The organism is Shouchella oshimensis, assembly GCF_004375095.1.
Taxonomy (GTDB): Bacteria; Bacillota; Bacilli; order Bacillales; family Bacillaceae_D; genus Shouchella; species Shouchella oshimensis.
Genome location: NZ_SNUX01000003.1, coordinates 717,850 through 743,719 on the forward strand (window position 1 = coordinate 717,850; position 25,870 = coordinate 743,719).

Genomic DNA, 25,870 nt, shown 5'->3' on the forward strand with positions numbered 1-25,870 from the left:
AGTCTAGCCAGTTTATTTGCATGCGTCGTTCCGTCGTTTAGATGGAACGTTTTTTGTGTTCATAGTGGTGGATAGGAGTCAAAATGAAAAAGAAGAATAGGCTGACGTTAGTTGATATTATTGTGACAGTTATGATTGCCACAGTGTTTGCGGTTGTTTACCGATTATGGAGTCCTGTTACAGACGTTGTTGGATTATTTGGTTTACAACTGGAGCAGCTTATCTATGGGATGTGGTTTATTGCAGGGACAATAGCGGCTTTAATTATTAAAAAACCGTTTGTAGCTTTAATTGCTGAAACGGCTGCGGCATCTGGAGAATTTATCGCAGGCTCTCCGTATGGTGGCATATTGCTTATCTATGGCATTCTCCAAGGAATCGGTATGGAGTTAGCCTTTGCACTCTTCCGTTATAAAGTGTACTCCATTTGGACTGCCATGCTAGGTGGTGTGTTTGCAAGTTTTGCTTCAATTGGATTAGATTTCTTATATGCCAACATTGGTCAACTGACAACGTGGGCGCTCGTTGTGCGAATAAGTTTACGAACGATTGGTGCCATTCTCATTACAGGTGTTTTAGCTGCTAAACTGGTACAAGCATTGCAAAAGACAGGGGTTCTGGATTCGTTTGGATCACATCATAAAGGAAGGCCGTTTTCATGAATGCGCATCAACCAATTGTATTAAAGGAGCTCACTGTACGAGATCAACAGAGTGGGAAACTCATTTTAGATCGAGTTTCCTGCACAATTAAACCAGGTGAAAAGGTCTTAATTGTAGGGCCAAGTGGTGCAGGGAAATCGACTTTGTTACAAGTAATTGCTAAACTTCTCGAGACAACGAACCAGTTTGAAGTAAATGCTGATTTGTATCAAGTCCCACCGTGCAGCTACGTCTTTCAAGATCCGGACTCACAGTTTTGTATGCCTTATGTAGATGAAGAGCTTGCATTTATGTTGGAAAATCAGCAAGTCGCTTCAGAGGACATGCTCGCCATTATAAAAAGAATGCTCACAACGGTTGGTTTACAAAAGGATCAGCCTCATACAGCGATCCAAACATTATCTATGGGAATGAAGCAGCGATTGGCTTTAGCTTCAGCCATGCTCCATGATCAAGAATGTATGTTGTTAGACGAGCCTTCTGCTTTGCTTGATCCTGATGGGGCAGTTCAATTATGGAATGAAGTGGCGAAACATGCTGAAGGAAAGACCGTTGTAGCCGTTGAGCACCGAATTACAGAGGCACTCCCACATATGGATCGAGTTCTACTCTTTAATCATCGAGGGCAGCTAGTAGCGGATTCAAAGGCTAGTGTTTTCTTTAACGAGTATCGAAAAGAAGTAATAGCTGCTGGGATCTGGCATCCACATTCGTGGGAGGACTACGCAAGAGAAAAAACGGTTACTCGCCGTTTCAAACAGCCAAAAGAGGTGCTAGCGCTTAACGATTGGCAGCTTTTAAGACAAAAAAAACCACTTGTTACCGTTAAGGAAGCGACTGTATATGAGAACGATTGGATTTGTATAACTGGGGTGAATGGTGCAGGCAAATCATCGCTGCTTTATGGATTAATGAATTTACTTCACCATAAAGGTCAATACACATTAAACGGTGAACTCGTACATCGGAAAGAGCATGTATCAGATCGAATTAACTTTGTATTTCAACATCCAGAATTTCAATTTGTTACAACCAATGTGGAAGAAGAATTGCTCTTTTCAGCAACGAATGCCGACGAAAAAGCCCTAGTAAAGACAATTCTACAGCGGTTCGGGCTTTCTGAATACTGTACTGTTCATCCATACAGGCTTTCTGTTGGTCAAAAAAGACGACTAAGCGTAGCGACAGCGTTTGTTCATTCAAAACCATTTCTTTTTCTTGATGAACCTACGTTTGGTCAGGATGCGTACCATACGTTTGCGTTGCTCGATTTAATGGAGGACTTTCGTCAATCAGGTGGCACAATCGTGATGGTTACACATGATAAAACGCTCGTTCGTCTGTTTGCGACACAAGAATGGCATGTAAAAAATGGAGCACTTATTCCGAGTGAAAGGAGGCAACTTGAAGGTGTACTCGCTACATGATACATTTCTCACAAGCATTAATCCAACAGTTAAACTTCTTTGTTTGCTTGCGCTGTTTTTTGTCATTGTGCTCATTCACAATCCAAATGTATTATTCTTTATGGTGGTATGTGGCCTTCTCGTTACAGTCTTTTTTTCAGGGCATCCTAAACGATATGTACTTTTATATGTTGCATCATTTGTTCTGTTATTTGTCTCTGCTTCAACAACAATGATGTTCTTTGGACAAGGTGAAACCACTTGGGTAAAATGGGGGCTACTTCATATTACAGAGGAAAGCTTCTATACAGGTCTTCATCTAGGCATACGAGCAACTTTATTTGCAACTCTTGGTTTACTATTTCTTCTAACGACAAAGCCTGTACTCTTATTTTATTCTCTGATGCAGCAGCTTAAGCTACCACCAACGTTTGCTTATGCCTTTTTAGCGGCGGTGCGAATGCTACCGATTATGGTAGGGGAGTTCCAAACGCTTCGTCATGCTTATCAAATTAGAAATGCAAAACAAAAGCCAGGAGGAAAACGTCTGTATCGAGCGGTATCCTTTTATGTTATACCGTTACTAACTCAGGCGATTCGACGAGCACAGAAACTAGCGGTGGCGATGGAAGCAAAGCAGTTTACCCAAGAAAAACGAACATTTTATTATCCTATGTCGTACCGTTGGGTCGATGGGCAATTTCTTTTGTTGTTGGTCGTCTTCATTGGTGTGAGTTATACGCTAGGTCAATTGCTACCAATTGTCCCAACATCAGACATTCGACTTAGTTAATAGGAAAGGAAGGTTTTATGTCTGTTGAAAGAATGCCAGCCCATTTTTATGCTCAGTCAACAATCGATTTAGCAAAAGCACTTATCGGAAATTATTTAGTTCATTTTCTTAATGGAGAGCTTCTGGTGGGTAGAATTACCGAAACAGAAGCATATTTAGGTGTTTTGGATCGAGCCTGTCATAGTTACGGCAGAAAGCAAACCAAACGTACTCGTATTTTGTACGAGGACCCGGGACATGTTTATACGTATACGATGCATACGCATTGTCTATTAAATGTCGTTGCAGAAAGAAGTGGTCAGCCTGAAGCCGTGCTCATTCGAGGCATTGAGCCTGTATGCGGAATTAAAAAAATGGAATCTTTAAGAGGGAAATCTGCTCAGGACAAACAGTTTGCAAATGGACCAGGAAAATTAACACAAGCAATGGGTATTTCAATGAACGCCTATGGAGAGTCGTTTATAGATGGTCCGCTTTATATTGGTTATAACGGGCAAAAAAATGGAGTACCAGTAGCGACGAGGCGAATTGGGATTGAGAACACAGGACAAGCAAAGTACTTCCCTTTTCGCTTTATCGAAAACAAATAAAAAAACGTACAAGCTTTGCATAAAAATGGAGCTTGTACGTTTTTTAATAGTTTTAAATGGTTGTGCGTAATTCCCAAAGCTCTGGAAAGAAGTAGTCGTCGAGCACAGCTTTTAAATAATGAACGCCTGCGGAGCCTCCTGTACCTGACTTCATTCCAATAATTCGCTCGACGGTTTTTAAATGTCGAAATCGCCATTGCTGATGCCAGTCTTCGAGATCAACGAGCTTTTCGGCGAGCTGGTAAAGATTCCAATAGCGGTTCGATTGTTGATAAACGATTTGCCATGCGTCTCGAACCGAATCCGTTGACTGATGGCTTTTTGTTACATCTCTTTCTAGTATGGTTTTATCGGAAAATAACCCTGCCCGTGCAAGGGCTTGAATGGCCTCATCGTAAAGAGTAGGCTTCTCGTAATCTGCTTGTAACCCTGCTAAGATGGTCGGCTCATTTTCATAGATTTTTAAGATATGGGGCGTTTTTTTGCCCAATAGGAACTCGAGTTGACGGTGTTGATAGGATTGAAAGCCAGACGCTTGTCCTAGACTATCTCGAAATTCAACATATTCACTTGGTGTCAATGTAGCGAGAACATCCCACGCTTGAATAATTTGTGCTTGGGTTTTTGAAACGCGAGCAAGCTGTTTAAAGGCAGGTTGAAATTGATCTTGTTGCAAGGAGGTAATCGCACCACGTATTTCGTGGAGCATTAACTTCATCCACAATTCACTTACTTGATGAATCACTATAAACAACATTTCATCGTGATGATCAGACAGTCGCTTTTGACTATTTAAAATCGGTTCAAGCTGCAAATAATCACTGTAGGTCATTTTATCTTTAAAGTCTGTATAAGCAGATTGGCTATTGTTTGTCATGGTCAATCACTCTCCAAAGGTTTAATAATGGCACGTACTGGGCTGCCATCACCGCCAACAATGCGAAGAGGTAGGGCAATAAATTCATATAAGCCAGCCTCCACATGATCAAGCATCAGGTTTTCAATAATGGCGATATTGGCTTTGCCGAGACTATGATGGCCGACTAAGTCTTTACTGGTTAATGGGTCAACACTCGGGACATCCACGCCTAATAAAGAAACACCTTTCTTCAGTAAATAATTTGCTCCATCTTCTGTAACGTATGGAATATCTGTTGGAAAAACAGTTGAATCCGTTTTCGATTTTGTTTTAATAAGTAGGCGTCTGACACCGGTTAAATCATACGTTTTAAGTAAAGCTTGATTAATGGTTTGTACCCCAATGGCAGTAATCATAAGAGCTGGTCCTACATACGTCTCTAACGGTAGTGCATCAATGGTTGCCCCTGTCTCGTGATAATGAAACGGTGCATCAGCATGAGTACCTGTGTGAGTACTAGTCGTAATTTCACCTATATTCACCGACCCTGTTTCTTCCATAGGTGCCGATAATGTGTAGGAGAAAGGTGTGTCGCCTGGCCAATGAGCAATACCGTTATGTAGTGGCATTGTAATATCAATCCAACCCATCTATGCAATCACTCCTCGTTTGTTTTCAAATTGTAGATACGTTTTATTTTTCATGATGGCTGCAAGGGTTTGTGCAGTCTTATAAACATCTGTAAATGAATTATAGAGGGCAACAGGTGCAATGCGGACACCGTTCGGACTGCGAAAATCAGGAATAATACCATGGGATTTAAGTGCTTTACATATGCGTGCAGCTTCTGGATGCTCGAGAAGAAGATGCCCTCCGCGCTCCTTATCATGCACAGGTGTCGAAATTGTAAACGACTGAGTGTCTGGTAGCTGGTTTAATAGATAACGTAAATAATGGGTGAGTGCCAAGGATTTCTTTCGAATGGCCTCTATGCCAACTTCAGTAAACATGTCTAACGAGCCAATGAGTGGTGCCATGGATAAAAGGTGAGGCGTTCCCAGCTGGTACGATCCTACAGATGCACTTTTATGAAACAGCGGGCTCATATCGAATTGTTTTGACTTATCAGAACCAAACCAGCCTCTAAGGCCAGGCAATGCGGTGTGATGCTTTTCATGAACAAATAAACCGCCAACACTACCGGGCCCGCCATTTAAATGCTTATACGTGCACCAGAAAGCAAAATCAACATCCCATTGCTTGAGTTGATGAGGGACAGAGCCAATAGAATGGCAAAGATCAAAGCCAATTAAAATTCCTTTATCATGGGCTGCCTTTGTTAATCGTTCAAGAGATAATAGCTGTCCGCTTCGATAGAGTACACTTGAAAGAATAACTACTGCAACGTCATTATCAAATGAGGCAATGATCTCTTCCTCAGATAATGTATGACCGTCTTGACTCTCAATTAAACGGAGTCCTTCCTTATGAGAGATGCTATGAAGATCAAGATGTGAATGAATGGCGTAAAGATCTGTCGGAAAGCTAAGGGCTTCACTCACAATAACGTAACGGTCAGCTGTTGGTTGATAAAACGTTGCAAGTAATTGATGAAGATTGATCGTTGTTGAGCCCATTGCTAACACTTCTTCTGCTGATGCACCAATCAATGGAGCCATTGACGAACCTAATTTCTCAGAAAGAGTGAACCAAGGGTATTGACCATCTGTCCATCCATCAATTCCATATGTTTTCCAATCTTCAAGCACTTGTAGAACCGTCTGCTCAGCTCTCTTGCTTAGTAGCCCTAATGAATTGCCATCCATATAGATGGTGTCTTTATTAAGATAAAACTCTTTTTGATAAGGAGCTAGGGCATCAGTTGCATCGAGTCTCGCTGCATACTGCTTTGAAGTGTCCATCTATTCACGTCCTTGTTCACAAAATGTATAACTCTAGTTAAACGTATCAAAATCCTATTCAATTGAACAGTAGTAATTAGCGGAGAACGTTAAATATGTGCGTTTCCTGCGCTCCTTACGTCTAATCGAATTCTATCCACCTCACATAGAGTAGTTACATAGAATGTATGGAGGTGAAGAAATGATGTCAACCACATTCTCTGTGGTATTTCGTTCAAAAATAAAACAAAAGGAAGAAACGATTCTAGTACCGTCTTTTTTGAAAAAATGGTTCAGTCATAACCAAGTACAGCTAACATATGGACTCGCGTCTCGTAATCTCACAATCTCTTATTTTGATGAGAGAGAAAATGATTCGCCTTCCATCTACGTTCATAAAAATGTACAAAAAGAATTAGCTCTTCATAAAAAAGAGCGTTATCAAGTGAGGGTGAAGCAGGGCGAACTAACCATTGGTCCCTATATTGGATTATTACTAGGCGATCAACCATTGAATTATACCGCTGCATTCATGAAAGAACATTATGAAGAAAGAATGAAATTACAAACTCAACTCGGCGTAAGAGTAGCTGCTTTTTCAATCAAATGGGTCAACCTAGAACAAGCGAAAACAAAGGCACTAACGTACTGTGTAGAAACAAAAAAATGGAAAGAAGAAGTAGTACCAATTCCTAAGATTATTTATAGACGTCATTTGCGACAAGAGGAATTTCATTCATTCAAAGAGACTATAAGACAAAAAGGTGGAACGATCTTTAATTCAAATCGACCAGATAAATGGGAACTTCATGCCCACTTTAATGAAGATAGCACGTTAAAGCGTGTTTTGCCTAAGACAGAAAAGTGGACAAAGGAAGATCAGTTAGAACGTTGGTTACAGGAAAAGCCGAAATTTGTATTAAAGCCAATTTTAAATTCCCAAGGTCGGGGTATTTATATGATTTCGAAATTAAAACAGGGGAACCAGTATCTCGTTTATGATTACGCCAAGACCGATCAAGCAATTAAACGAAAGCTAACCAAAAAAGCACTAATACGATTTTTTCATAAGCGCAAATTACGTTCAAAAGACTATATCATACAGGAATGGATTGCTTTAAAGAGATGGGAGTCACGACCATTTGATGTCAGGGTATTTTTACAAAAAGAAACGGCTAATTGGCAAGTGAATGGAATTGAGTGTCGACAAGCTCAAGCGAAGCAGCTTATTACCAATTTTTCAAAAGGGGGGAGAGTTCTTCCGCTTAGCGACATTTTTGGTGGACACACAAAAGCAATGGAAGCAGAAATTGAACAATTGTGTATAGAAATAGCGGATAAAATTGAATCGATTTATCGGAATGATCATTTTGCTGAATTAGGAATTGACCTTGCTTTTGATGTAAAGCAAAAGCGTTTTGTTCTTATCGAGGTCAACTTTCGGCCAGGATACAAAGGGCTTAAACTGTTTGATGAAGATGCTTATTATCGAGTTGCATGGTCACCGTTTAAGTATGCCGCAAAAATGGAAGGGTTTTAAGCAAAATAAACTCTGGGGAATTCCCCAGAGTTTATTCATGTGTAGCATTTACTTGTAACATTCCTTCTTTCAGTATCACGTCTATATGCGTAATGTCGCCATCTTCAATAAGAAGTTCGGTAATATCGTCTTCAATTGTATCTTGAATAACGCGGCGTAATGGTCTTGCGCCAAAAGAAGGGTGATAGCCTTTTTTCGCTAGTTCTCGTTTTGCGTCATCACTTACATGAATCGTCAAGTTTAGCTCATCTAAGCGACTACGAAGGTCATCTAACATGACATCAACAATTTGAATTAAATCGTTTTCTGTTAGTTGATTAAACTCAATCAATGCATCAAAACGGTTTAGGAATTCTGGCTTAAAGTAGTCATGCAGACTCTCAAGAATGCCAATCGTTTTACTTTGTTCAGCGTTAAAGCCAAGTGAACGAGAAGGGGACCCAACGCCTGCATTGGATGTCATAATGACCATAGTATCTTTAAACGAAACGACTCGACCTTGACTGTCTGTTAAACGACCATCCTCCATAATTTGCAAGAACATATGTTGCACATCAGGATGGGCCTTTTCAATTTCGTCTAACAAGATGATACTGTACGGATTGCGGCGAACTTGCTCCGTTAATTGACCACCTTCTTCATGTCCTACATAACCTGGAGGTGAGCCGATTAATTTAGAGACTGCGTGTTTTTCCATAAACTCACTCATATCAAGGCGAATCATATTTTCTTTATTTCCATATACTTCTTCAGCTAATTGCTTCGTTAACTCGGTTTTACCAACTCCAGTAGGTCCAACGAAGAGAAAGCTAATAGGGCGATTGCCTTGCTTCAAACCAGCGCGGCTACGTTTGACCGCTTTCGCTGTTTTTGAAACTGCATCTTCCTGTCCAATGACTTTACTAGCGAGACGGCTTGTTAAATCACGCATTTTTTGCTGCTCATCTTTTTGGAGTTTCTGAACAGGGATACCTGTTTGTTTTTCAATTAATGCTTGAATGTCTTCGATTTTAACGCTAATCGGTGTTAAGTTTGATTCCGTTTCTTTCAATTTCTCTTTAATGGCATTTTCCTCATCACGTAACGTAGCTGCTTGTTCGTATTGTTCATTTTTAGTAGCGGCGTGTTTACGTGCGCGAACATCATTTAAGCGCTTTTCAAGTGACGCTTTATCTTCATGTTCAATAGAAAGGGACAAGCGAGATCCAACTTCATCAAGTAAGTCAATTGCTTTATCTGGCAAGAAACGATCTTGAATATAGCGGTTTGAAAGGCTTACTGTTGCACGTAGTACCTCGTCTGAATAGGCTACACCATGATACGCTTCGTAGACTGATTTCAAGCCTTTTAAAATCTCGTATGCTTGCTCTTCTGTCGGCTCTTTAACAGTTACTGGTTGGAAGCGACGTTCAAGGGCGGCATCCTTTTCAATCTTACGGTATTCATTTAATGTTGTAGCACCGATTAACTGCATTTGCCCACGTGCAAGTGCTGGTTTTAATAGGTTGCTTGCATCCATATTCCCTTCACCAGAAGCACCAGCACCAACGAGCATATGAAGCTCATCAATAAATAGAATGATCTCTTCACGTTGAGATACTTCATCAATTAATTGCTGCATGCGTTCTTCAAATTGACCTCGATAGCTTGTTCCAGCAACGAGAGAAGCAAAATCTAAAGAAAAGATTTGTTTATTTAGTAATTTGGCAGGTGCATTTCCTTTTGAGATGCGTAGTGCTAAGCCTTCAGCAATTGCTGTTTTCCCAACACCGGCTTCACCGATTAGTACTGGATTGTTTTTAGTTCGGCGACTGAGAACTTGAATGACTCGTTCTACTTCTTGGTCCCGCCCGATAACAGGGTCAATGTTTCCGTTCTCTGCTTCATAGGTCAGATTGTGTCCAAATTGAGTTAAAAAGCTATCTTTCTCATGTTGTTGTTCTTTTATTTGTGTATGATGAGGCTGTTGTTCTTGCCCGTCCATAAATGATTGAAAAAAGGATTGCGTTGGGGCAGCCTGACCATGTACTTGTCGTAACTCTTGTAAACACGTTTCACATAAGATCATCTGTTTTTTGTGTTGATTTACAACAAGGTTTAATGATACCGTGGCATCATTTGTTTGACAGTGTTGACATTTCATCTTCCATTACCCCCAAATATTTTTGACTTTGACTATATTTGACCATTTGGTGTATAAGAAACAGCTATCGCAAAGGAGTAGCTGTTTTATATAGACTTATTATAACTGATCAAACGATATTGTTCAACCATTATCGACTTTTTAGGTCAAATATGATCAGTAAATATACTTTATCATTCGATCATATTCGTGTCAATCATTGATTAAAAATAGTCAGAGAACCAAGGTTGATTGTCTGGAATTAACTCTTCTAAATAGCTAATCGTTGCATTCGTTGCTTCGATACGCCCGATTTCTTTCAAGTCTTTCGCTCGCTTGTAGTTAAGCAAAAGGGTGACGAGGGTCTGAATATCAAGAGATGCATCAACAGGTGTATCCTCACTCACTCGTTCCACTTTTTGACCATTTTCAAACGTCAGTTTAAATACGTCTTGATTCCATTCAAGCATAGGATCGTTAACCTTTAAAACAATCGCTTGCTTTGCATAAGAAGTAAAGGGAAAACCACGTAAAAATTCTTCAACATCAACAATTCGCGCCATGTAATAGGGAGAGATTTTTTCTTCAATTTCTCCGTCTTCAAGAAAGAATGAGAGTGGTTCATTGGCAAAAATCTTTCCTTTTACATAATAAACCATCGAAAAATGAGCACCAATAAAGTTCCATAGTCCACGACGAGCTTCTTCATTGTTAAAAATCATTTCTTGAACGAAAAAGGTTTCATTTTCAACCTTATAGTACATATAACCTGTTGGCTGTTCTTTTGCATCGTAGTAAACACAAGCGATTAGATCATCTCGTTCCCACTTGAAATGTTCATCCCAAGCAAGCTCATTACGAATCATAGCTCCATTTTCTTTTTTTGAAAATTGTTCGTAAGCTTTACGAATATCTTTATCATGAAATGAAACTCGCTCAATACGTCCAGGTACATCATAAGGCTTCGGAATTTGTGTATCACGCACTGTGTAGGTAATGACATCCGATATAATTTCCCAGCCTTTTTTTCGATAATAAGGGATCGAGTAGGGGAACAAATAAGAGATAGTTTGTCCTTTTTCCCGCATTAACGTTAAGCTTTCTTTCATTAAATCATTCATGAGTCCAAGTCCTGCATATTCAGGATACGTTCCAACTCCGGTCACACCACCCATTTTATAGGCACGACCGTGAATGTTAACTGAAAAAGGGTACACAACCATTTGTGAAATCAACTTGTTTTTAGAAAACCATCCTAAAATCGAACTTTGTTCAAAGATTGGTTTTTTCCAGAGCGCCATTTGCGACTCGCCAATTTGGGAAACGTCTTGATTCGTTACTTGAAACACGTAGTTCAACAAATCAAGAGAATCTTGCGTATGTTCTTTTGTAACAACCTTCAGTTCTAAGTCATCTTTTCGATTCTGACTCATGTGATTTCGACCTCTTTCATTAAAATGACTGATTATCATTCATTCTAGTAAAATCAATGCAAACAGTCAAATCGTTTGATTTGAAACAAGTGGAAAGAATCGCTACACTAACGAAAGTAAGAAAGGTGGCTTTAGAATGACAAAGCAAATCAAACTTTCAGCATTAAATTTAGCACCAGTTCGAAAAGGAAAAACAGTAAGAGAAGCATTACAACATACAATTCGTAGCGCAAAAGCTGTTGAATCATTTGGCTATCATCGTTTTTGGGTTGCTGAACATCATAATATGGAAGGTGTTGCAAGCTCAGCAACAGCTGTATTAATTGGACAACTTGCTCAGGAAACAACACAGATCCGTATCGGTTCAGGAGGCATAATGCTACCAAACCATGCGCCATTAATTATTGCAGAACAGTTTGGCACCCTTGCAGCTCTTCATCCAAATCGGATTGATTTAGGGCTTGGCCGAGCACCAGGAACAGACCAATTAACAGCGCAAGCATTAAGACGACATGGACAAAAGGCAGAAGATTTTCCTAGTCTTGTGGAAGAATTACGTCATTACTTTAAACCAGTATCGTCAAGACCTCATGTACGAGCGATACCAGGTGAAGGAGAAGAGGTTCCTATTTGGCTTCTTGGCTCAAGTGGTTACAGTGCGCAAATGGCCGGTGAATTAGGCTTACCATTTGCGTTTGCTGGTCACTTTTCACCAAAACAAATTGTACCAGCATTGAACCTTTATTATGATACGTTTAAACCTTCTGCGGTGTTAAGTGAACCGTACAGCATGATAGCCGTGAATGCTATCGCTGCCGAGACTGAGGCAGAAGCCCACGTACTTGCTAGCTCTCTTTACCAACAGTTTCTTTCTATGATTCGAAACCAACGAGGAACATTACAGCCTGCAGTTGAAAACATGGACGATATTTGGACACCTCATGAAGAACAGCTTGTGATGGAACAATTAAGTGGATCCTTTATTGGTGAAGCCAATAAAGTCGCCCAACAGCTTTATGATTTCGCTGTGAATCTGCATGTAAATGAAATCATGTTACAAACGACTATTTTTGATGAAGAGAAGCAAATTGATTCTTACAATCGTATAATGAGTGCTTGGCAAGCACTTTAAAAAAATTAGCGCTGTATGATAAGGTCGTTTTTCATTTAAACCTTTCTTCATACAGCGTTTTTGAATCCGAAACCCTTATTCTAGTATACGAATGGTATTAAAAGAAGTGATAAGGGTGCTGCTGACAAACGGATCGGGTTATTGCATATGAGCGATTCGTTTACAGCAGATGATGGCATTGTGAAAATTTGTTCGCCTTTTTGTATTTTCCCAACAAAAAAGATCTCTTTTTATTGCTTATGCGACATATTCATACAGAAAAAGGAAAAGGGGGCAGTTCGCATGCTGTTACTTTATCAAATTCTTGTATGGGTTAGCGTAAGTGGACTAGCTTTTTACGTGTTTGCTTCTTGGAAATGGGAAGATGCAACAAAAAGAAAACTTCCTTTTATACGAAAAATTTGGTACTCCTTATTCACAGTCGGTGCAGCTTTATCTTGGACATTATTCCCAACTAGCTTATTCGAAAACTGGCTACACTACCTTATCGTTGCTTGTTTGTTTGTTGTCATTGACGCTTTTGTTTTTTTAAGTGCTTACGTACAACGATTTGGGTCGAATCTATTGACAATCGATACGGGACAACTGATTGAAACAAATCAAGAAGTCTTGCAGCTACAGGAAAAACGATTAAAAGCTTTCTTTCGCCTTTTAAAAAGTGACACAATTAACGTCTATTTTGGTGGGCATGATGCATATATTACAGGTGTGCGAGAAATTTTAATGAAGTTCGCAGAGAAAACCGATATTGAAGCGAATCTTTTTCCTTTCATGACAAAGGCTGAAAAAGATCACCTTTTGTTTCATTTTTCTAATCGAACGGTTGTCAGTGCAACGCTTGAAAGGCAAGATGTGTATTACGGTGAAAAAGATCGTTTAATTTTTATCCCAGTTATATTAAAAGGAGAGCACTATGTTATTAAGTTGTCGTCAGAGGAACGAATTATTGAATACGATGCGTTATTATTTGCTTCTCTTGTTGCTATTTATGATTTGCTTTCCTTCAATGAAGATGATGAGAACAAGGCTCACCAATTGATGTAAAGTAGAATATCGTAAAGTATACAAACTTGTTTAAGTGGGTGATACAAGTGAAGAAAACAGCAAAAAAGTCAACAGAGAGTATTTTACCGGCGTTTTTCTCGTCTCCTTTTACAATGAATTTACAAAAAAAGAATAAAGAAGCCATCCAATTATTCAATAAATGGAAAAAGGATGTAAAAGAAGACCGAGGTTCTGTATGAATTGTGGTTTGTGAGGGGATATTAGTTGCTAAATTCGACTAATTTCGATACGGTATATACTAAGCTATGTTAGAAAGAAGGTTCCATTGGATGAAACTTAGTATCCTCGATCAAGTACCACGTTCATCTGAATCAACTAATGAGATTGCGCTAAAAGAAACAGCTGATTTAGCATTAGCCGCTGAAAACCTTGGCTATCACCGCTATTGGATCGCTGAACATCATGATTTAGATGCGCTCCTGTCGCCATCGCCTGAGATTTTAATTGCTTACATCGGTGCAAAAACCTATTCCATCCGATTAGGCGCTGGAGCGATATTATTACCGCATTATAAACCGTATAAAGTTGCTGAAAATTTCAATATGCTTGCTAATTTGTTTCCAGGCAGAATTGATTTAGGCCTAGGACGTTCGCCTGGTGGATCAGCGGAAGCATCAGAAGCATTGTCTGAAAATTTCATTGAAAATGTTCATCAAATGGATGAAAAGACAGAAACGTTAATGCACTTTTTAAGACGTGATTTTCCTGAAGCACATCGCTTTTCTACATTAAAAGCAGCACCTGTGCCTTATGAGAAGCCACAGGTCTTTATGCTAGGCACGTCTGAAAAGAGCGCACACTTAGCAAGTAAACATAATCTTAATTATGTTTACGGTCATTTTATGAATAATGAAAATGGAAAGCATGTGTTAAACGCTTATCGGAATAAGAAAGAAGATGGACAAGCATTTGCTTGCGTATCCGTTCTATGTGCGGATACCCAAGAAGAAGCCGAATTGTTGCAGCGTTCCGTACGAGTATGGCAAGCATTTCACTCAATGAACCAGCCTATTGGGGCTATTCCAACTAAAAGTGAAGCGGCTTATTTGTTAAACCAGCTAGATACGAAAACACGAGAACAAATAGAGAAAAGCGATTCAACGACAATTGTTGGGGACAAGACTACAGTCAAAGCAAAGCTTGATGAACTTTCAGAGGCCTTACAATTAGAAGAATTAATGGTCGTAACACACGCTCCAGAGCTTCGAGATCGCCTGCACTCTTATCGCTTACTTACAGAAATTTATCCACAACTTGTCTCATTGTAAAACATTTGTCTAGAAGGCAAGTGTTCTTTTTAATGAAATTAATAATTTCACGTACCAAATTAAATTGAAAAAATAGGCACATACACAGACAACCAACATACGATACAGTATCAAGAGCGAATGAGGTGAGAGGATGGAAGTTCATTTTCATATTCACGAACTCATTGGAAAAACACCGATTGTTGAATTACGTTCGTTTCCTATTCCTCAAAACGTGCGTTTGTTTGCTAAATTAGAAAGCTATAATCCTGGTGGAAGTATTAAAGATCGCTTAGGCAAACAATTGCTGAATGCTGCTTTGGAGAGCAAGAAGATTAGTCCAAAAGGAACCATTATTGAACCAACTGCAGGGAATACAGGCATCGCATTAGCTTTAGCAGCAATTGGAACAGAAGTAAATGTAATAGCGGTCATCCCAACATCCTTTAGTCTAGAGAAGCAACAACTTATTCGCGGCTTAGGTGCAACTGTCATTAACACACCTAGCGAAGAAGGAATAAAAGGGGCTATAAAAAAAGCGAAAGAATTAGAAGCAACAATAAGCGATGCCTATTGCCCGCTTCAATTCCAAAATCCAGAAAACCCGTTAACGTACTATAAAACACTTGGTCCAGAATTGTATGCTCAACTAAATGGTCAAATTGACGTCTTTCTTGCAGGTGCAGGGTCATGTGGAACGTTTCAAGGAACAGCTGCATATTTAAAAGAACAGAACCCAGACATTGATACAGTTGTTGTTCAGCCAGAAGGATCAATTCTTGATGGCGGCTCAATCGGACCCCATCGAACAGAAGGAATTGGGATGGAATTTATTCCACACTATGTGGTTCCAGCATTATTTGATCGTATTCATACGATTCCAGATGACCGAGCATTTCTTCGCGTCCGTGAATTAGCAAAACAAGAAGGGATTTTAGTAGGAAGTTCATCAGGTGCTGTTTTTGAAGCTGCGTTAAAAGAGGCGAGAGAAGCGAAAACTCCGAAAAATATTGTGATGATCTTTGCTGATGGCTCAGATCGATACTTAAGTAGAGGGATTTATGAGGAGGATACGACTTGAGACAGAAAACAAAACTGATCCACGGTGGTAAAGGAATTGATCAAGCAACTGGTGCTGTTAATCAAGCGATTCAACTTTCTAGCACGTTTAAGCAAACACAAATCGGAACATTTCACTACGAGTATGGAAGAACAGGCAATCCTACCAGGGAAGCACTTGAACAATTACTAGCGGATATCGAGGAAGGCGACCATGGTTTTGCATTTGCATCAGGTATGGCAGCGATTACGGCGGTCATGAAGTTATTCTCACCTGGCGATCATATCATTATTACGGACGATGTCTATGGCGGTACGTATCGTTTTTTTACGCAGTTTCTTGAAAAAGAAACGATCTCCATTACGTTCGTTGACACAAGTGACGTGACGGCAGTAGAAGAAGCGATACGAAAGGAAACAAAAGCCGTCTTTATTGAGACACCAACAAATCCTTTGCTTAAAATTACAGACCTTAGTAAAATAGGTCAAGTAGCAAACGAACATGACCTGCTTTTTATCATTGATAATACGTTTGCAACGCCTTATTTTCAAAATCCGTTACGCTACGGAGCGGATCTTGTTATTCATAGCGCGACAAAGTATTTAGGTGGTCATAGCGATGTGATTGCAGGTGCAGTGGTTGTGAAAGAGGATACCCTTGCAGCAAAACTTGCGTACATTCAAAATGCCACTGGAGCTGTTCTTGGACCTCATGATGCGTATCTCTTAATGAGAGGTATTAAGACATTAGGTGTGCGTATGGAGGAAATTGAAACGAATACACGCCAGCTAGTGAAATTTCTTCAACGTCATCCGAATGTGGATGAGATTTATTATCCTGGATTAGTAAACCATCCGGGGCATGCAACCCATGCCTTACAATCTCGAGGGTTTGGTGGGATTGTGTCGTTCACAACAACATCTAATGAGCTTGCTTTACAGACGGTCGAGCGTACACGTTATTTTACGTTGGCAGAAAGTTTAGGTGCGGTGGAAAGCTTAATTTCAATTCCTGCAAAAATGACCCATGCGTCTATTCCGAAAGAACGGCGACAAGAGTTAGGTATTAAAGATTCTCTTATTCGATTGTCAATCGGATTAGAGGATGTAGAAGACTTGGCAGAGGATTTGGAAATTGCATTAACAGAATAAAATGGCTGCTAATAAAGCAGTCTTTTTTACATAGAAGAGGAGAGGCGTTAAGGAATGAAGTTTATTTCATGGAATGTGAATGGTATTCGCGCATGTGTAAAAAAAGGGTTTCTCGATTTTTTTTATCATGTGGATGCGGATTTCTTTTGTTTACAAGAAATTAAAATGCAAGAAGGACAGTTAGAGCTTGACCTACCGGGCTATGAACAGTACTGGAATTACGCTGAGAGAAAAGGGTATTCTGGCACTGCTATCTTTACAAAGCACAAACCCTTAAAGGTTCACTACGGATTAGGGGAGAATTTCCAAGACGATGAAGGGCGCGTTATTACTCTTGAATATGAGCAATTTCACTTAATAACCATGTATTCGCCAAACGCAAAACGGGATTTAAGCCGGCTTTCTTATCGAATGGAATGGGAAGAAGAGGTAAATGCCTATATTGATCAACTGCAGAAGCAGAAGCCCGTGATCTTGTGCGGCGACTTAAACGTTGCTAGAGAAGGAATTGATGTAAAAAATGATCGTGCCAACATTGGAAACGCAGGTTTTACAACGGAAGAGCGTGGCAAGCTAGAAGAACTAATAAGTCACGGATTTATTGATTCCTATCGCTATTTCTACCCAACAGATGATGAATCGTTTACATGGTGGTCGTATATGGCAAAAGTGAGAGAGCGGAATATTGGGTGGCGGATTGATTATTTTTTAATCAATGAAACCCTCGCTCCACAATTAAAGGATGCTGTTATTTACTCACAAATCATGGGTAGTGATCATTGTCCAGTCGGATTAGAATTAAAAGAAGGAAGCAACTAATTAGCTTCCTTTTTCACTATAAGTTTGGACGAGATAAGCGAGGTCTTCATTGCCAAAAACCTGTAGAAGATTGATTACTGTTTCTGTTGCGATAGGGCTTGATTCCTCTTTTGATACAGTTAAAGCCAGTGCTTGTTTCAGTTCGTGATTGTTTCCTTGCTCTGGATAAGCCTCACTATAAAGGGCAGCCGGATCGTAGTCATTATTTATACACCACTGAGAGAAAACTAGAATCATCATCTGCTCATCTTGCTGATAACTTTTAATAATATGATTGGCTGTTTCTGACTGATCATGCATGTTCTCGCCTCCATTTATCTTCTTAAAGTGATTATAGAGGATAAAAAGGGAGGAAGAAAGCAATCTACGCACAATTCTACTTTTGCGTTATAATAAAAAGGAACTTTAAGAAGAAAGAGAGTGACAGGTCATGGGTCGTAAATGGAATAACATTAAGGAAAAAAAAGCGTCAAAAGATGCCAATACGAGTAAAGTTTATGCAAAGTTTGGACGCGAAATTTATGTTGTCGCAAAGCAAGGAGAGCCAGATCCTGAAGCCAATCAAGCGTTAAAAGTTGTACTTGAACGAGCTAAAACCTATAATGTTCCGAAAGCAATAATCGAGCGAGCGCTAGAAAAAGCAAAAGGTGGCGCTGATGAAAATTATGATCAGTTGAGATATGAAGGCTTTGGTCCAAATGGCTCGATGCTAATCGTTGACGCATTAACAAATAATGTAAACCGTACAGCTTCTGATGTACGTGCTGCTTTTGGGAAAAATGGAGGAAATATGGGCGTTAGCGGTTCGGTTTCCTATATGTTTGACCATACAGCAGTCATAGCATTTGAAGGCAAAACAGCAGATGAAACACTGGAACTTTTACTTGAGGCAGACCTAGACGCGAGAGATATTATAGAAGAGGACAATCTTATTATCATTTATGCTGAACCAGATCAACTTCAAGCTGTTCAAGAAGCGTTAAAACAAGCAGGTGTGAATGAATTTAACCTCGTTGAGACTTCTATGCTACCACAAACAGAATTATCTTTAGAGGAAGAAGACGAGAAACAGCTTGAAAAATTAATTGATGCATTAGATGATTTAGAAGATGTTCAGCAAGTCTATCATAACGTCGCTTTACGTGAAGACTAAGCCATTTACTAATGATAAAAAAACTCGTGTAACCGAAGTGTTCACGAGTTTTTTCTTATGGAAGGGAATGGACTTTGCGGCACAAAAATGTAAAAAACAACTATTGCTTCCCATTGTAAGGTACTTTTGAAACAAATCAGCCTATTCGTTCGTAGAAGACGTTTAAAAAGAGGGGTGAGAAGGTTGGTAGTGTATGGAACGATTATGGGTGTTGTTGGAATCCTAATGATTGTTTTTAGTATCGTTTTACTAAAAACAAAAAAATATCAGTATTTATCAAGCTTTGGAACGAGAAGTAAAGAAGATCAGGAGAAATTGTTAGAAAACGGTTTGCCGCGAAAGCAAGTCATTCTCGTGCTATGGACGAGTGTACTGCTTCTGCTCTTACTCATTCCTGTTTTGCTATCTGTTCCAGGAGCGTTCCCATTCCAATTGCTTATTTATTTAGTGTCTCTCCTTGGTGGATTAACTTATTTGTCACGATATGAAGTGGAAGAAAAGCGTAAGCGTGCTTTTTTAATAAATGGTGGGATCACAACGGTCACGATGATCATTGCCGGGAGCGTCTTTTTCATAGGAGCACAAACGCATGATTTACTCATACATGACGATTCAATTGAAATTACTGGTCCCTACGGTTCAGAATGGCCAATTACTGAGCTTGTCAGTGTTGAAAAAATAAAAGAGCGCCCATCTATGACAAGATTAAATGGTATCGGTACACTAGATGTGTCGAAAGGCCATTTTCGACGACAACATGACAGAGAACGAGTATTAGTCTTTAAAGAAGGAACAGAGTCAGACTACTTACACTTGCAGTTTCAAGATCAAGAAATTTACGTTAATGCACCGTCAAATAAACAATTAGATGAGTGGTATGAAGCATTAAACAGCCGACGATAGTCAGCTGTTTTTTAGCGTCTTTAATTCTTGTAGAATAGGCATATCGGATAAATCAGAATCAGGTACTTGATCCCATAAGATACCAGTCGGCTTAGGATGAGTGCTGTGGATTGGAATAAGTTCTTTTTCTGTGGCGATGTAGTCCATCGTAACATCATATGGATTGAGTGGGAGGTCCGATTCTATTAACTGTGAGGAATGAATCGTTGTAAAAACAGGCATTTCTTTTTGACCAAGTTCTCTTAGGATAGCATATTCTCGATCTGCATATCCGGCACCTTTGCCAATGCGACGTCCTTTTCGATCAACAGCAACAGAGCCCATTACCATCAAGTCGATTTGGGGTAAATCCTTGAGGGGAATGACTTTTCCATACGATTTTATATGCGTTAAACTAGCTGCTTTTCGGTATTCATTTGGTGGAACCCATTCTGGTTTCACTTGAATAAAGCCATCTTTTAATCGTGGTGTGGGCACAAATAAGATCTTCCCATCAGCCAAAATGGCTGCTCTTAATGGTAGTTGGGGAGAATCAGGATTAACTTTAATAATGGATGCTTGTTTATAAAGATCGGTTTGACGGATCCACTCTGCAGCAGATTCAGCGCCTTTAAAGTTTGGAATACGTCCTTTAATAGGAAAAGGAAAACGTGCTACTTTTTCATCCATCATTTGTTCCCAAACTTGTTCTCTAATTTCTTGTTTATTCATCGGAATACAGCACCTTTTTATTGTCACGTTTAGTTGTAATTGCTATCATAACTGTATACAAACTAAACCTGAATAGCAAGGGGACTACTAGATGAAGATTTATGTCATTCATGAAAATGAAGAATGGTCAGCGCCATTGTTTAATCGGCTAGAAGAATTAGGTGCCCCATACGAGAACTGGAACTTATCTTCTGGTTCCATTAACCTGCAAGAGGAACCACCTGAAGGGATTTTCTATAATCGTATGAGCGCATCGTCCCATACACGAGGTCATCGATTTGCACCAGAACTAACTAGCGCTGTACTCGTCTGGCTAGAGCAGTATGGTCGAACGGTCATTAACGATTCGCGTGCATTGCGATTAGAATTAAGTAAAGTTGTTCAGTATGTAGAATTGGAGAAGGAAGGCATAAAAACACCAAAAACAATTGTGGCAGTAGGAAAAGAACCGTTATTTGAAGCAAGCAAAGCATTTGAAAATGAGCCCTTTATTACAAAGCACAATCGAGCTGGAAAAGGACTTGGTGTGCAGTTGTTTCAATCAAGAGCAGCATTAAGAACGTATCTTGATAGTGATGCATTTGAAGAACCTGTTGATGGCATCACATTGTTGCAGCAATATATTGAATCAGAAGAGCCGTATATTACTAGATGTGAATTTGTTGGTGGTGAATTCATTTATGCTGTGAAAGTGAACACGTCTGACGGCTTTGAACTATGTCCAGCCGATGCATGCTCTATTGAAAATCTTTACTGTCCAGTGGGAGAAGAGCCAAGTTCAAAATTTGTGATCGATCCAACTTTTTCTGAACCTTTTATTAAAGATTATAAACGCGTTCTTCAGCGTAATGGCATTCAAATAGCAGGGATTGAATGCATCAAAGATAAAGATGGTGTTTTCTATACGTATGACATTAATACTAATACGAACTACAATGGAGAAGCCGAGGAGCGAGCAGACCAATATGGGATGTTAGAAATAGCGAAGTTTTTACAAAAAACAGTAACACATGCTAAATCATGCACGTAAACGACTAGCTTGTTAGTAGAATCTCTCATTAGAGGTTTTATTAACAAGTTTTTTTGATGCTTATTTAATAATAAATGGTAATCGATTAAGAGATCAAGCAAAAAACGTAATGAAAACTTATTATTTTCAGAAAATATTTGACTTTATAAGTAATTAAAATTACTCTATAAAGTAAAAGGAGGTTATTATGACTGTTCATTATGTAAACCCGAGTAAAGAATCACTTCATAATGCATTTAATCGCGATTTGGAAACAGTGCTGTCGATTCAATCAGGTGACCAGATAGTTTTTAAAACATTAGACTCTGGTTGGGGAAAAGAAAAGCGTAAATCAGCTGGAGATGCAAGGAAACGCTGGACAGACTTACTACCAGAAAAACAAGCACCTTTTTTTGGACATGCATTGACTGATCCAGTATGGATTGAAGGTGCGAAGCCTGGGGATGTGCTTGAACTGGAAATTATTGAGTTAAAACCATCTGATTGGGGATGGGCTTCAGCAGGGGGCTTTAAAAGTGAATGGAATAAACGTTTAGCTATTGAGGAACAAAAAGAAGTTTTATATGACTTTCACTTAGATCTTGATAAAATGATAGCTAAAAGCCAATTTGGGTTATTCGATAGGGCTATCCCCATTTCTCCTTTCATAGGTATTATTGGAATGCCCCCTAAAGAAAAAGGATTTCACTCTACCTTTATTCCTAGAGAAACCGGAGGAAACATTGATTGTAAAGAATTAGGAAAAGGAAGTACGTTATATTTGCCAATTGAAGTAGAAGGTGGACTTTTATCTGTTGGAGATGGTCATGCAGTTCAAGGTAATGGTGAAATTAGTGGACCGGCACTAGAGTGTCCTATGGACAAGATTCACCTTCAAATAAATGTACTAAAAAGCCAATCTTTAAAAAGGCCTAGGATAGTAACGAAAGACGAGTATATCACATTAGCATTTCACGAAGACCTAGAAGAAGCGATGTGGTTAGCATTGAATGATATGTTAGAATGGATGCAAGAACTATATTCGATGACAAAAGTTGAAGCAAGTTTGTGGGGATCTTTAGCCGTTAATTTGAGCATTACACAAATTGTAAACGGCAAAAAAGGTGTTCACGCATCGTTAATAAAGGAAAAGTTGAGGAAGGTATAAAACTGAGAATATGAATTTGCGTTTAAATGTTGCATTATTGCGAAAAAAAGTACCGAATTTAACAGTTGCTGCAAAAGAAGTCGGTTTACGGCCTGCCACGGTATCTAACTTATGTACTGGAAAAATTCCTCTTGAAAAAGCGGAAGTTCAGACCCTTGTAAAGTTAGCAAGTTTGGTAAACTGTCTTCTAGATGATTTAGTACTATCTGATGATAAATTAAATTTGGTGGAAACTGGAATAAAAGCTATTGATTTTTTTGCTCCTCTAAAAAAAGGGAGTGTAATAGGGCTTTTAGCTCGTAAAGAGATGGGGCAGCTTATCTTAGTGGCGGAAGTTTTTCTACGTTTAAAAAAGCAAGGATTTAAGACGATGCTTTTACATTCCTCCGATAATGTTCCTGGGTTAATGGAAGTTCATAATGAATCTGAAATGCTAGCATCTTCTAAAGAAAGTGCGGTTGAATTAATAGATGAAAATCTTGTTGATGAAGATCTTATTATTCTTATGGATCGAGCACATGTCCTTGCTGGTGATTTAACTTACATTAAAGAACATGACACAGCTAAAAATTTAAAAAGTTTAACGGTTGTGTTAGTGGATTTAAGAGGAGAAGCGGTTGATGAAGATTTGCCATTTGGACCATTAGATATGATATGGAGTTTTGATATGGAGCTAGTTGCAAAAAAATATTATCCAGCTATCCATCCACTATTTTCATTTTCCGATGAGAGTTTAAATGAGTCAAAAGATTTAAGTGTTCAAAAGCAAGTTCAAAAATACATACGCCGATACCGAGAGATGCGTATCTTATATTCACAAAAAGGGTTCGAGTTTTTACCTAAGGAAGAAGAGAGTAATTTTAAGAAAGGTGAACGACTGGAGGCTTTCTTTACTCAACCGTTTTATATTGCTGAGCTTTATACGAAAAAAGAAGGAGAGACGGTACCTCATTCGACTGCGATGAAAGATATAAAAGAAATTCTTGCAGGAAGATGGAATCATCTTCCTCTCTCGCATTTTACAAATAGAGGTTCTTTAGAAGGGGATAAACAGCAAGCGTAGTCGAATTGAGACTACGCTTGTTCGGTTAGTCGGTAACGCCTAATGCAATCTTCGCATATCGAGACATTTTATCCTTTGTCCAAGGTGGGCTCCAAACAATGTTGACTTCAACTTCGCCAAGCTCACCTAATTCTTGAAGTTCTTTAAGAGAGTTTTTAACATCTGATACAATCGTTCCTGCTAAGGGACAGCCCATAGCCGTTAGCGTCATCTCAATTTCAGCATTAACGTGTTCGTCTAAATGAACATCGTATACAAGACCTAAATTGACGATATCAATGCCGAGTTCAGGGTCGATGACGTTTTCGAGCTCAGCCATCACACGATCTTTTGTTTCTCTTAACTCTTGTTCTGTCGGCATAAAAACACCTCCGAAATCAGTATACTTCTAGTATAGCAATCATTTAGGACGATTTAAAAGAAACTGCTCATGTGTTTCTGAAAGGAGTAGATTTGTTCTAATCATCCGTTGTAAATGCCGTTTAAATAAAAACATAACCCAAATATGCATTTTCGCCTGTGTCAATGTATAAAGGATCCACGGGAGTGAAGGTTGGTATTCATGAATAGCAATCATACATTCATTTTTATATGGAATTTTGCGAAATTCCATTCGACCTCTACCGGGTTCAGCATTAACATTAGCGAAGGCGCCTCCTGTTATATAATAAAGGGCGCGTTGTTTATGGCTTCGTTCTTTAGCATAAGTGAACTCAAGCAGTTTTTTATTCAGTAAATAAATGGATGTTTTGTCGGGCTGGTCACTTTTGGCGCTGAGAAAAGGGCGGCCTTGTTTTTCTAGCCATTGTAAATAATAACGACCTAACCACTCAGCACTATGGTCTTCTGGAAGCGGTACACGTTGAATGGATCGGACGTCGGCAATCGTTTTGGCTTCTTTTTTCTTTCTCGTAGTAGGCTTTTTTGATTGTTTATTTTCTTCTTCAATTGCAGCGAGAGCAGCATCGCGAAAAGTTGTTTTACCGTAACTAAGATCTGGATGCATACGTGACGCTTCAGCAACCATTGGATGAACTAAACTTTCAATTAACGGGTACACCATTTCTTTTGGCGTTCCTGTTGTTACTGATACCCATAATCTTGATAGCTTAACAGACATAAAAGGAACATTTAGCATAGAGCGTTTTTTACCCATTACATCAGCCGTTTCGATCATCATCTCTCGGTACGTCATTACTTCAGGACCAGCAACGTCAAACGAACGTCCAGAAACGTCTTCGTTACCAATGGATCCATCTAAAGCATGGAGAACATCTGGTAACGCAACTGGCTGTGTTTTTTGTCTTGTCCACTTTGGAAGCGCCATAAACGGAAGCCGTTTCACCAATTTCTTCACAATTGGAAAAGAGGAGCCACTAGGTCCAACGATGAGGCCAGCACGTACGGTCGTAACAGGGACATTGTAAGCGTTAAGAACCATCTCTACTTCACGACGACTTTCTAAATGTCGTGAAAGCTCTTTTTCGTTTTCAGGTAGAATGCCACTTAAATAAATAATTTGTTTGACATTATTTTTCGAAGCAGCTTGAGCGAAATTGTCAGCAAGGATAAAATCCATATCTTCAAATTTTGCTTGTGTTAAACGTGCGGATGGCAACATGGAATGTACAAGATAGACAGCGTAATCCACTCCTTCTAAAGCAGATTCTGCATCGCCAAGAGAAAATAAATCGGCTTGTCTCCATGTGAGATCATTAGTATTTTCCTTGTGTTCTATGGAGCGAGACAAAGCGATAATATGGGCCTTATCTTTCAATTGATTCATTAAGTTCTTTCCAATATAGCCACTAGCGCCACTTATCGCAATGACTGGTTTGTTTGCCATATTCGTTTCCTCCTTACATGTGCTAACGATTGTTATACCCTCTGTCCTTTATATTTAATCGGGTTAGGCTCTATTGAGTAAGAGAACCTTAGATTATTATAAAGGAAAAGCAGGGATTTCTTTCTTTTTGCGGAAAACTGTACCGAAGAAAGGCTATTGACGAATGGAAAAAGGTTCGTTAAGATAAACACTTAGTAACTTTATTGCATAAAAGCATAAAAGCGATAAAGTGTTTAT

26 protein-coding genes are annotated in these 25,870 nt (G+C 39.2%); 17 read left to right on the plus strand and 9 right to left on the minus strand.

The window, feature by feature from the left end:
- The first annotated feature begins 83 nt into the window (after positions 1-83).
- The 4 genes from E2L03_RS14600 to E2L03_RS14615 are packed head-to-tail and all read left to right on the plus strand — an operon-like array spanning position 84 to position 3,451.
- The gene (locus E2L03_RS14600) at positions 84-662 is read left to right on the plus strand and encodes an ECF transporter S component (protein WP_038479404.1); all 579 of its coding nucleotides are present in this window, start codon (positions 84-86) and stop codon (positions 660-662) included.
- On the plus strand, positions 659-2,089 hold the full coding sequence (locus E2L03_RS14605; RefSeq protein WP_124741972.1) for an ABC transporter ATP-binding protein: 1,431 nt from the start codon (positions 659-661) through the stop codon (positions 2,087-2,089). The genes E2L03_RS14600 and E2L03_RS14605 overlap by 4 nt, the downstream gene beginning before the upstream one ends.
- A complete protein-coding gene (locus E2L03_RS14610) occupies positions 2,073-2,861 on the plus strand; it encodes an energy-coupling factor transporter transmembrane component T family protein (protein ID WP_243839538.1) in 789 nt (262 codons plus the stop codon). The genes E2L03_RS14605 and E2L03_RS14610 overlap by 17 nt, the downstream gene beginning before the upstream one ends.
- Positions 2,862-2,878: 17 nt before the next feature.
- Positions 2,879-3,451 carry a DNA-3-methyladenine glycosylase gene (locus E2L03_RS14615; RefSeq protein ID WP_134259478.1) on the plus strand — a complete coding sequence of 191 codons (573 nt, stop codon included), beginning with the start codon at positions 2,879-2,881 and terminating at the stop codon, positions 3,449-3,451.
- Positions 3,452-3,503: 52 nt separating this feature from the next.
- Here the strand turns inward: E2L03_RS14615 and kynA are convergent, their stop codons facing one another.
- The 3 genes from kynA to kynU are packed head-to-tail and all read right to left on the minus strand — an operon-like array spanning position 3,504 to position 6,232.
- Positions 3,504-4,328, minus strand: coding sequence for a tryptophan 2,3-dioxygenase (kynA, locus tag E2L03_RS14620; RefSeq protein WP_038479415.1), 825 nt, complete (start codon positions 4,326-4,328; stop codon positions 3,504-3,506).
- 2 nt (positions 4,329-4,330) lie between these two features.
- On the minus strand, positions 4,331-4,960 hold the full coding sequence (gene kynB / locus E2L03_RS14625) for an arylformamidase (protein ID WP_134259480.1): 630 nt from the start codon (positions 4,958-4,960) through the stop codon (positions 4,331-4,333).
- Positions 4,961-6,232: a kynureninase gene (kynU, locus tag E2L03_RS14630; RefSeq protein ID WP_134259481.1), complete on the minus strand. Its 1,272-nt coding sequence runs from the start codon at positions 6,230-6,232 to the stop codon at positions 4,961-4,963.
- Positions 6,233-6,413: 181 nt separating this feature from the next.
- On the opposite strand from kynU, the gene E2L03_RS14635 reads away from it, so the two are divergent.
- The gene (locus E2L03_RS14635) at positions 6,414-7,751 is read left to right on the plus strand and encodes a YheC/YheD family endospore coat-associated protein (protein ID WP_055735901.1); all 1,338 of its coding nucleotides are present in this window, start codon (positions 6,414-6,416) and stop codon (positions 7,749-7,751) included.
- Positions 7,752-7,782: 31 nt separating this feature from the next.
- On the opposite strand, the gene E2L03_RS14640 is transcribed toward E2L03_RS14635, so the two are convergent.
- Both E2L03_RS14640 and E2L03_RS14645 read right to left on the minus strand, forming a co-directional pair.
- Positions 7,783-9,894, minus strand: a complete 2,112-nt coding sequence (locus E2L03_RS14640) for an ATP-dependent Clp protease ATP-binding subunit (RefSeq protein WP_134259482.1) — start codon at positions 9,892-9,894, stop codon at positions 7,783-7,785.
- A 203-nt stretch (positions 9,895-10,097) separates the two neighbouring features.
- Positions 10,098-11,306, minus strand: coding sequence for a GNAT family N-acetyltransferase (locus E2L03_RS14645; RefSeq protein WP_038479428.1), 1,209 nt, complete (start codon positions 11,304-11,306; stop codon positions 10,098-10,100).
- A 136-nt stretch (positions 11,307-11,442) separates the two neighbouring features.
- Between E2L03_RS14645 and E2L03_RS14650 the strand changes: the two genes are divergently transcribed.
- From E2L03_RS14650 to E2L03_RS14675, 7 genes are all read left to right on the plus strand, one after another.
- On the plus strand, positions 11,443-12,438 hold the full coding sequence (locus E2L03_RS14650; protein WP_134259484.1) for an LLM class flavin-dependent oxidoreductase: 996 nt from the start codon (positions 11,443-11,445) through the stop codon (positions 12,436-12,438).
- Positions 12,439-12,585: 147 nt separating this feature from the next.
- A complete protein-coding gene (locus E2L03_RS14655) occupies positions 12,586-13,482 on the plus strand; it encodes a type II toxin-antitoxin system SpoIISA family toxin (RefSeq protein ID WP_078440165.1) in 897 nt (298 codons plus the stop codon).
- A gap of 47 nt (positions 13,483-13,529) precedes the next feature.
- Positions 13,530-13,682, plus strand: coding sequence for a hypothetical protein (locus E2L03_RS20520; RefSeq protein ID WP_158318519.1), 153 nt, complete (start codon positions 13,530-13,532; stop codon positions 13,680-13,682).
- Between the two features lie 90 nt (positions 13,683-13,772).
- A complete protein-coding gene (locus tag E2L03_RS14660; RefSeq protein WP_166740322.1) occupies positions 13,773-14,771 on the plus strand; it encodes an LLM class flavin-dependent oxidoreductase in 999 nt (332 codons plus the stop codon).
- Positions 14,772-14,904: 133 nt separating this feature from the next.
- Positions 14,905-15,831: a PLP-dependent cysteine synthase family protein gene (locus tag E2L03_RS14665; RefSeq protein ID WP_134259487.1), complete on the plus strand. Its 927-nt coding sequence runs from the start codon at positions 14,905-14,907 to the stop codon at positions 15,829-15,831.
- A complete protein-coding gene (locus tag E2L03_RS14670; protein WP_038479440.1) occupies positions 15,828-16,961 on the plus strand; it encodes a bifunctional cystathionine gamma-lyase/homocysteine desulfhydrase in 1,134 nt (377 codons plus the stop codon). The genes E2L03_RS14665 and E2L03_RS14670 overlap by 4 nt, the downstream gene beginning before the upstream one ends.
- A 54-nt stretch (positions 16,962-17,015) precedes the next feature.
- Positions 17,016-17,780: an exodeoxyribonuclease III gene (locus tag E2L03_RS14675; protein WP_134259488.1), complete on the plus strand. Its 765-nt coding sequence runs from the start codon at positions 17,016-17,018 to the stop codon at positions 17,778-17,780.
- Here the strand turns inward: E2L03_RS14675 and yxiS are convergent, their stop codons facing one another.
- Complete coding sequence (gene yxiS / locus E2L03_RS14680) at positions 17,781-18,080, minus strand: protein YxiS (RefSeq protein WP_038479446.1); 300 nt, start codon at positions 18,078-18,080, stop codon at positions 17,781-17,783.
- A gap of 130 nt (positions 18,081-18,210) precedes the next feature.
- Between yxiS and E2L03_RS14685 the strand changes: the two genes are divergently transcribed.
- Together E2L03_RS14685 and E2L03_RS14690 are read left to right on the plus strand one after the other, a co-directional pair.
- On the plus strand, positions 18,211-18,933 hold the full coding sequence (locus tag E2L03_RS14685; protein WP_055735894.1) for a YebC/PmpR family DNA-binding transcriptional regulator: 723 nt from the start codon (positions 18,211-18,213) through the stop codon (positions 18,931-18,933).
- Positions 18,934-19,122: 189 nt separating this feature from the next.
- Positions 19,123-19,836: a DUF3784 domain-containing protein gene (locus E2L03_RS14690; RefSeq protein ID WP_243839539.1), complete on the plus strand. Its 714-nt coding sequence runs from the start codon at positions 19,123-19,125 to the stop codon at positions 19,834-19,836.
- On the opposite strand, the gene E2L03_RS14695 is transcribed toward E2L03_RS14690, so the two are convergent.
- Positions 19,837-20,547 (minus strand): 5-formyltetrahydrofolate cyclo-ligase, encoded by a 711-nt coding sequence (locus E2L03_RS14695; RefSeq protein WP_055735892.1) that lies wholly within the window; start codon positions 20,545-20,547, stop codon positions 19,837-19,839.
- A 91-nt stretch (positions 20,548-20,638) separates the two neighbouring features.
- On the opposite strand from E2L03_RS14695, the gene E2L03_RS14700 reads away from it, so the two are divergent.
- The 3 genes from E2L03_RS14700 to E2L03_RS14710 all read left to right on the plus strand — a co-directional run bounded on the left by E2L03_RS14700 (position 20,639) and on the right by E2L03_RS14710 (position 23,787).
- A complete protein-coding gene (locus tag E2L03_RS14700) occupies positions 20,639-21,577 on the plus strand; it encodes an ATP-grasp domain-containing protein (RefSeq protein WP_038479458.1) in 939 nt (312 codons plus the stop codon).
- A 187-nt stretch (positions 21,578-21,764) separates the two neighbouring features.
- Entirely contained in the window at positions 21,765-22,724 is a 960-nt protein-coding gene (locus E2L03_RS14705) for an acetamidase/formamidase family protein (protein WP_134259489.1), read from the plus strand.
- A 10-nt stretch (positions 22,725-22,734) separates the two neighbouring features.
- On the plus strand, positions 22,735-23,787 hold the full coding sequence (locus tag E2L03_RS14710; RefSeq protein ID WP_134259491.1) for a P-loop NTPase family protein: 1,053 nt from the start codon (positions 22,735-22,737) through the stop codon (positions 23,785-23,787).
- Between the two features lie 25 nt (positions 23,788-23,812).
- Here E2L03_RS14710 and E2L03_RS14715 read toward each other — a convergent pair whose 3' ends face one another.
- The gene (locus E2L03_RS14715; RefSeq protein ID WP_095150156.1) at positions 23,813-24,148 is read right to left on the minus strand and encodes a metal-sulfur cluster assembly factor; all 336 of its coding nucleotides are present in this window, start codon (positions 24,146-24,148) and stop codon (positions 23,813-23,815) included.
- Between the two features lie 39 nt (positions 24,149-24,187).
- Positions 24,188-25,633 (minus strand): NAD(P)H-binding protein, encoded by a 1,446-nt coding sequence (locus E2L03_RS14720; protein ID WP_055735887.1) that lies wholly within the window; start codon positions 25,631-25,633, stop codon positions 24,188-24,190.
- Between the last annotated feature and the right edge of the window lie 237 nt (positions 25,634-25,870).

Bases quoted from the DNA above. Each gene is read 5' to 3' on its own strand.
- kynB (WP_134259480.1), bottom strand. From the start codon at position 4,960: ATGGGTTGGATTGATATTACAATGCCACTACATAACGGTATTGCTCAT.
- E2L03_RS14720 (WP_055735887.1), bottom strand. From the start codon at position 25,633: ATGGCAAACAAACCAGTCATTGCGATAAGTGGCGCTAGTGGCTATATT.
- E2L03_RS14605 (WP_124741972.1), top strand. From the start codon at position 659: ATGAATGCGCATCAACCAATTGTATTAAAGGAGCTCACTGTACGAGAT.
- E2L03_RS14710 (WP_134259491.1), top strand. From the start codon at position 22,735: ATGAATTTGCGTTTAAATGTTGCATTATTGCGAAAAAAAGTACCGAAT.
- E2L03_RS14685 (WP_055735894.1), top strand. From the start codon at position 18,211: ATGGGTCGTAAATGGAATAACATTAAGGAAAAAAAAGCGTCAAAAGAT.
- E2L03_RS14645 (WP_038479428.1), bottom strand. From the start codon at position 11,306: ATGAGTCAGAATCGAAAAGATGACTTAGAACTGAAGGTTGTTACAAAA.
- E2L03_RS14705 (WP_134259489.1), top strand. From the start codon at position 21,765: ATGACTGTTCATTATGTAAACCCGAGTAAAGAATCACTTCATAATGCA.
- E2L03_RS14650 (WP_134259484.1), top strand. From the start codon at position 11,443: ATGACAAAGCAAATCAAACTTTCAGCATTAAATTTAGCACCAGTTCGA.
- yxiS (WP_038479446.1), bottom strand. From the start codon at position 18,080: ATGCATGATCAGTCAGAAACAGCCAATCATATTATTAAAAGTTATCAG.
- kynA (WP_038479415.1), bottom strand. From the start codon at position 4,328: ATGACAAACAATAGCCAATCTGCTTATACAGACTTTAAAGATAAAATG.
- E2L03_RS14715 (WP_095150156.1), bottom strand. From the start codon at position 24,148: ATGCCGACAGAACAAGAGTTAAGAGAAACAAAAGATCGTGTGATGGCT.
- E2L03_RS14600 (WP_038479404.1), top strand. From the start codon at position 84: ATGAAAAAGAAGAATAGGCTGACGTTAGTTGATATTATTGTGACAGTT.
- E2L03_RS14665 (WP_134259487.1), top strand. From the start codon at position 14,905: ATGGAAGTTCATTTTCATATTCACGAACTCATTGGAAAAACACCGATT.
- E2L03_RS14635 (WP_055735901.1), top strand. From the start codon at position 6,414: ATGATGTCAACCACATTCTCTGTGGTATTTCGTTCAAAAATAAAACAA.
- E2L03_RS14640 (WP_134259482.1), bottom strand. From the start codon at position 9,894: ATGAAATGTCAACACTGTCAAACAAATGATGCCACGGTATCATTAAAC.
- kynU (WP_134259481.1), bottom strand. From the start codon at position 6,232: ATGGACACTTCAAAGCAGTATGCAGCGAGACTCGATGCAACTGATGCC.
- E2L03_RS14660 (WP_166740322.1), top strand. From the start codon at position 13,773: ATGAAACTTAGTATCCTCGATCAAGTACCACGTTCATCTGAATCAACT.
- E2L03_RS14655 (WP_078440165.1), top strand. From the start codon at position 12,586: ATGAGCGATTCGTTTACAGCAGATGATGGCATTGTGAAAATTTGTTCG.
- E2L03_RS14695 (WP_055735892.1), bottom strand. From the start codon at position 20,547: ATGAATAAACAAGAAATTAGAGAACAAGTTTGGGAACAAATGATGGAT.
- E2L03_RS14675 (WP_134259488.1), top strand. From the start codon at position 17,016: ATGAAGTTTATTTCATGGAATGTGAATGGTATTCGCGCATGTGTAAAA.
- E2L03_RS14615 (WP_134259478.1), top strand. From the start codon at position 2,879: ATGTCTGTTGAAAGAATGCCAGCCCATTTTTATGCTCAGTCAACAATC.
- E2L03_RS14700 (WP_038479458.1), top strand. From the start codon at position 20,639: ATGAAGATTTATGTCATTCATGAAAATGAAGAATGGTCAGCGCCATTG.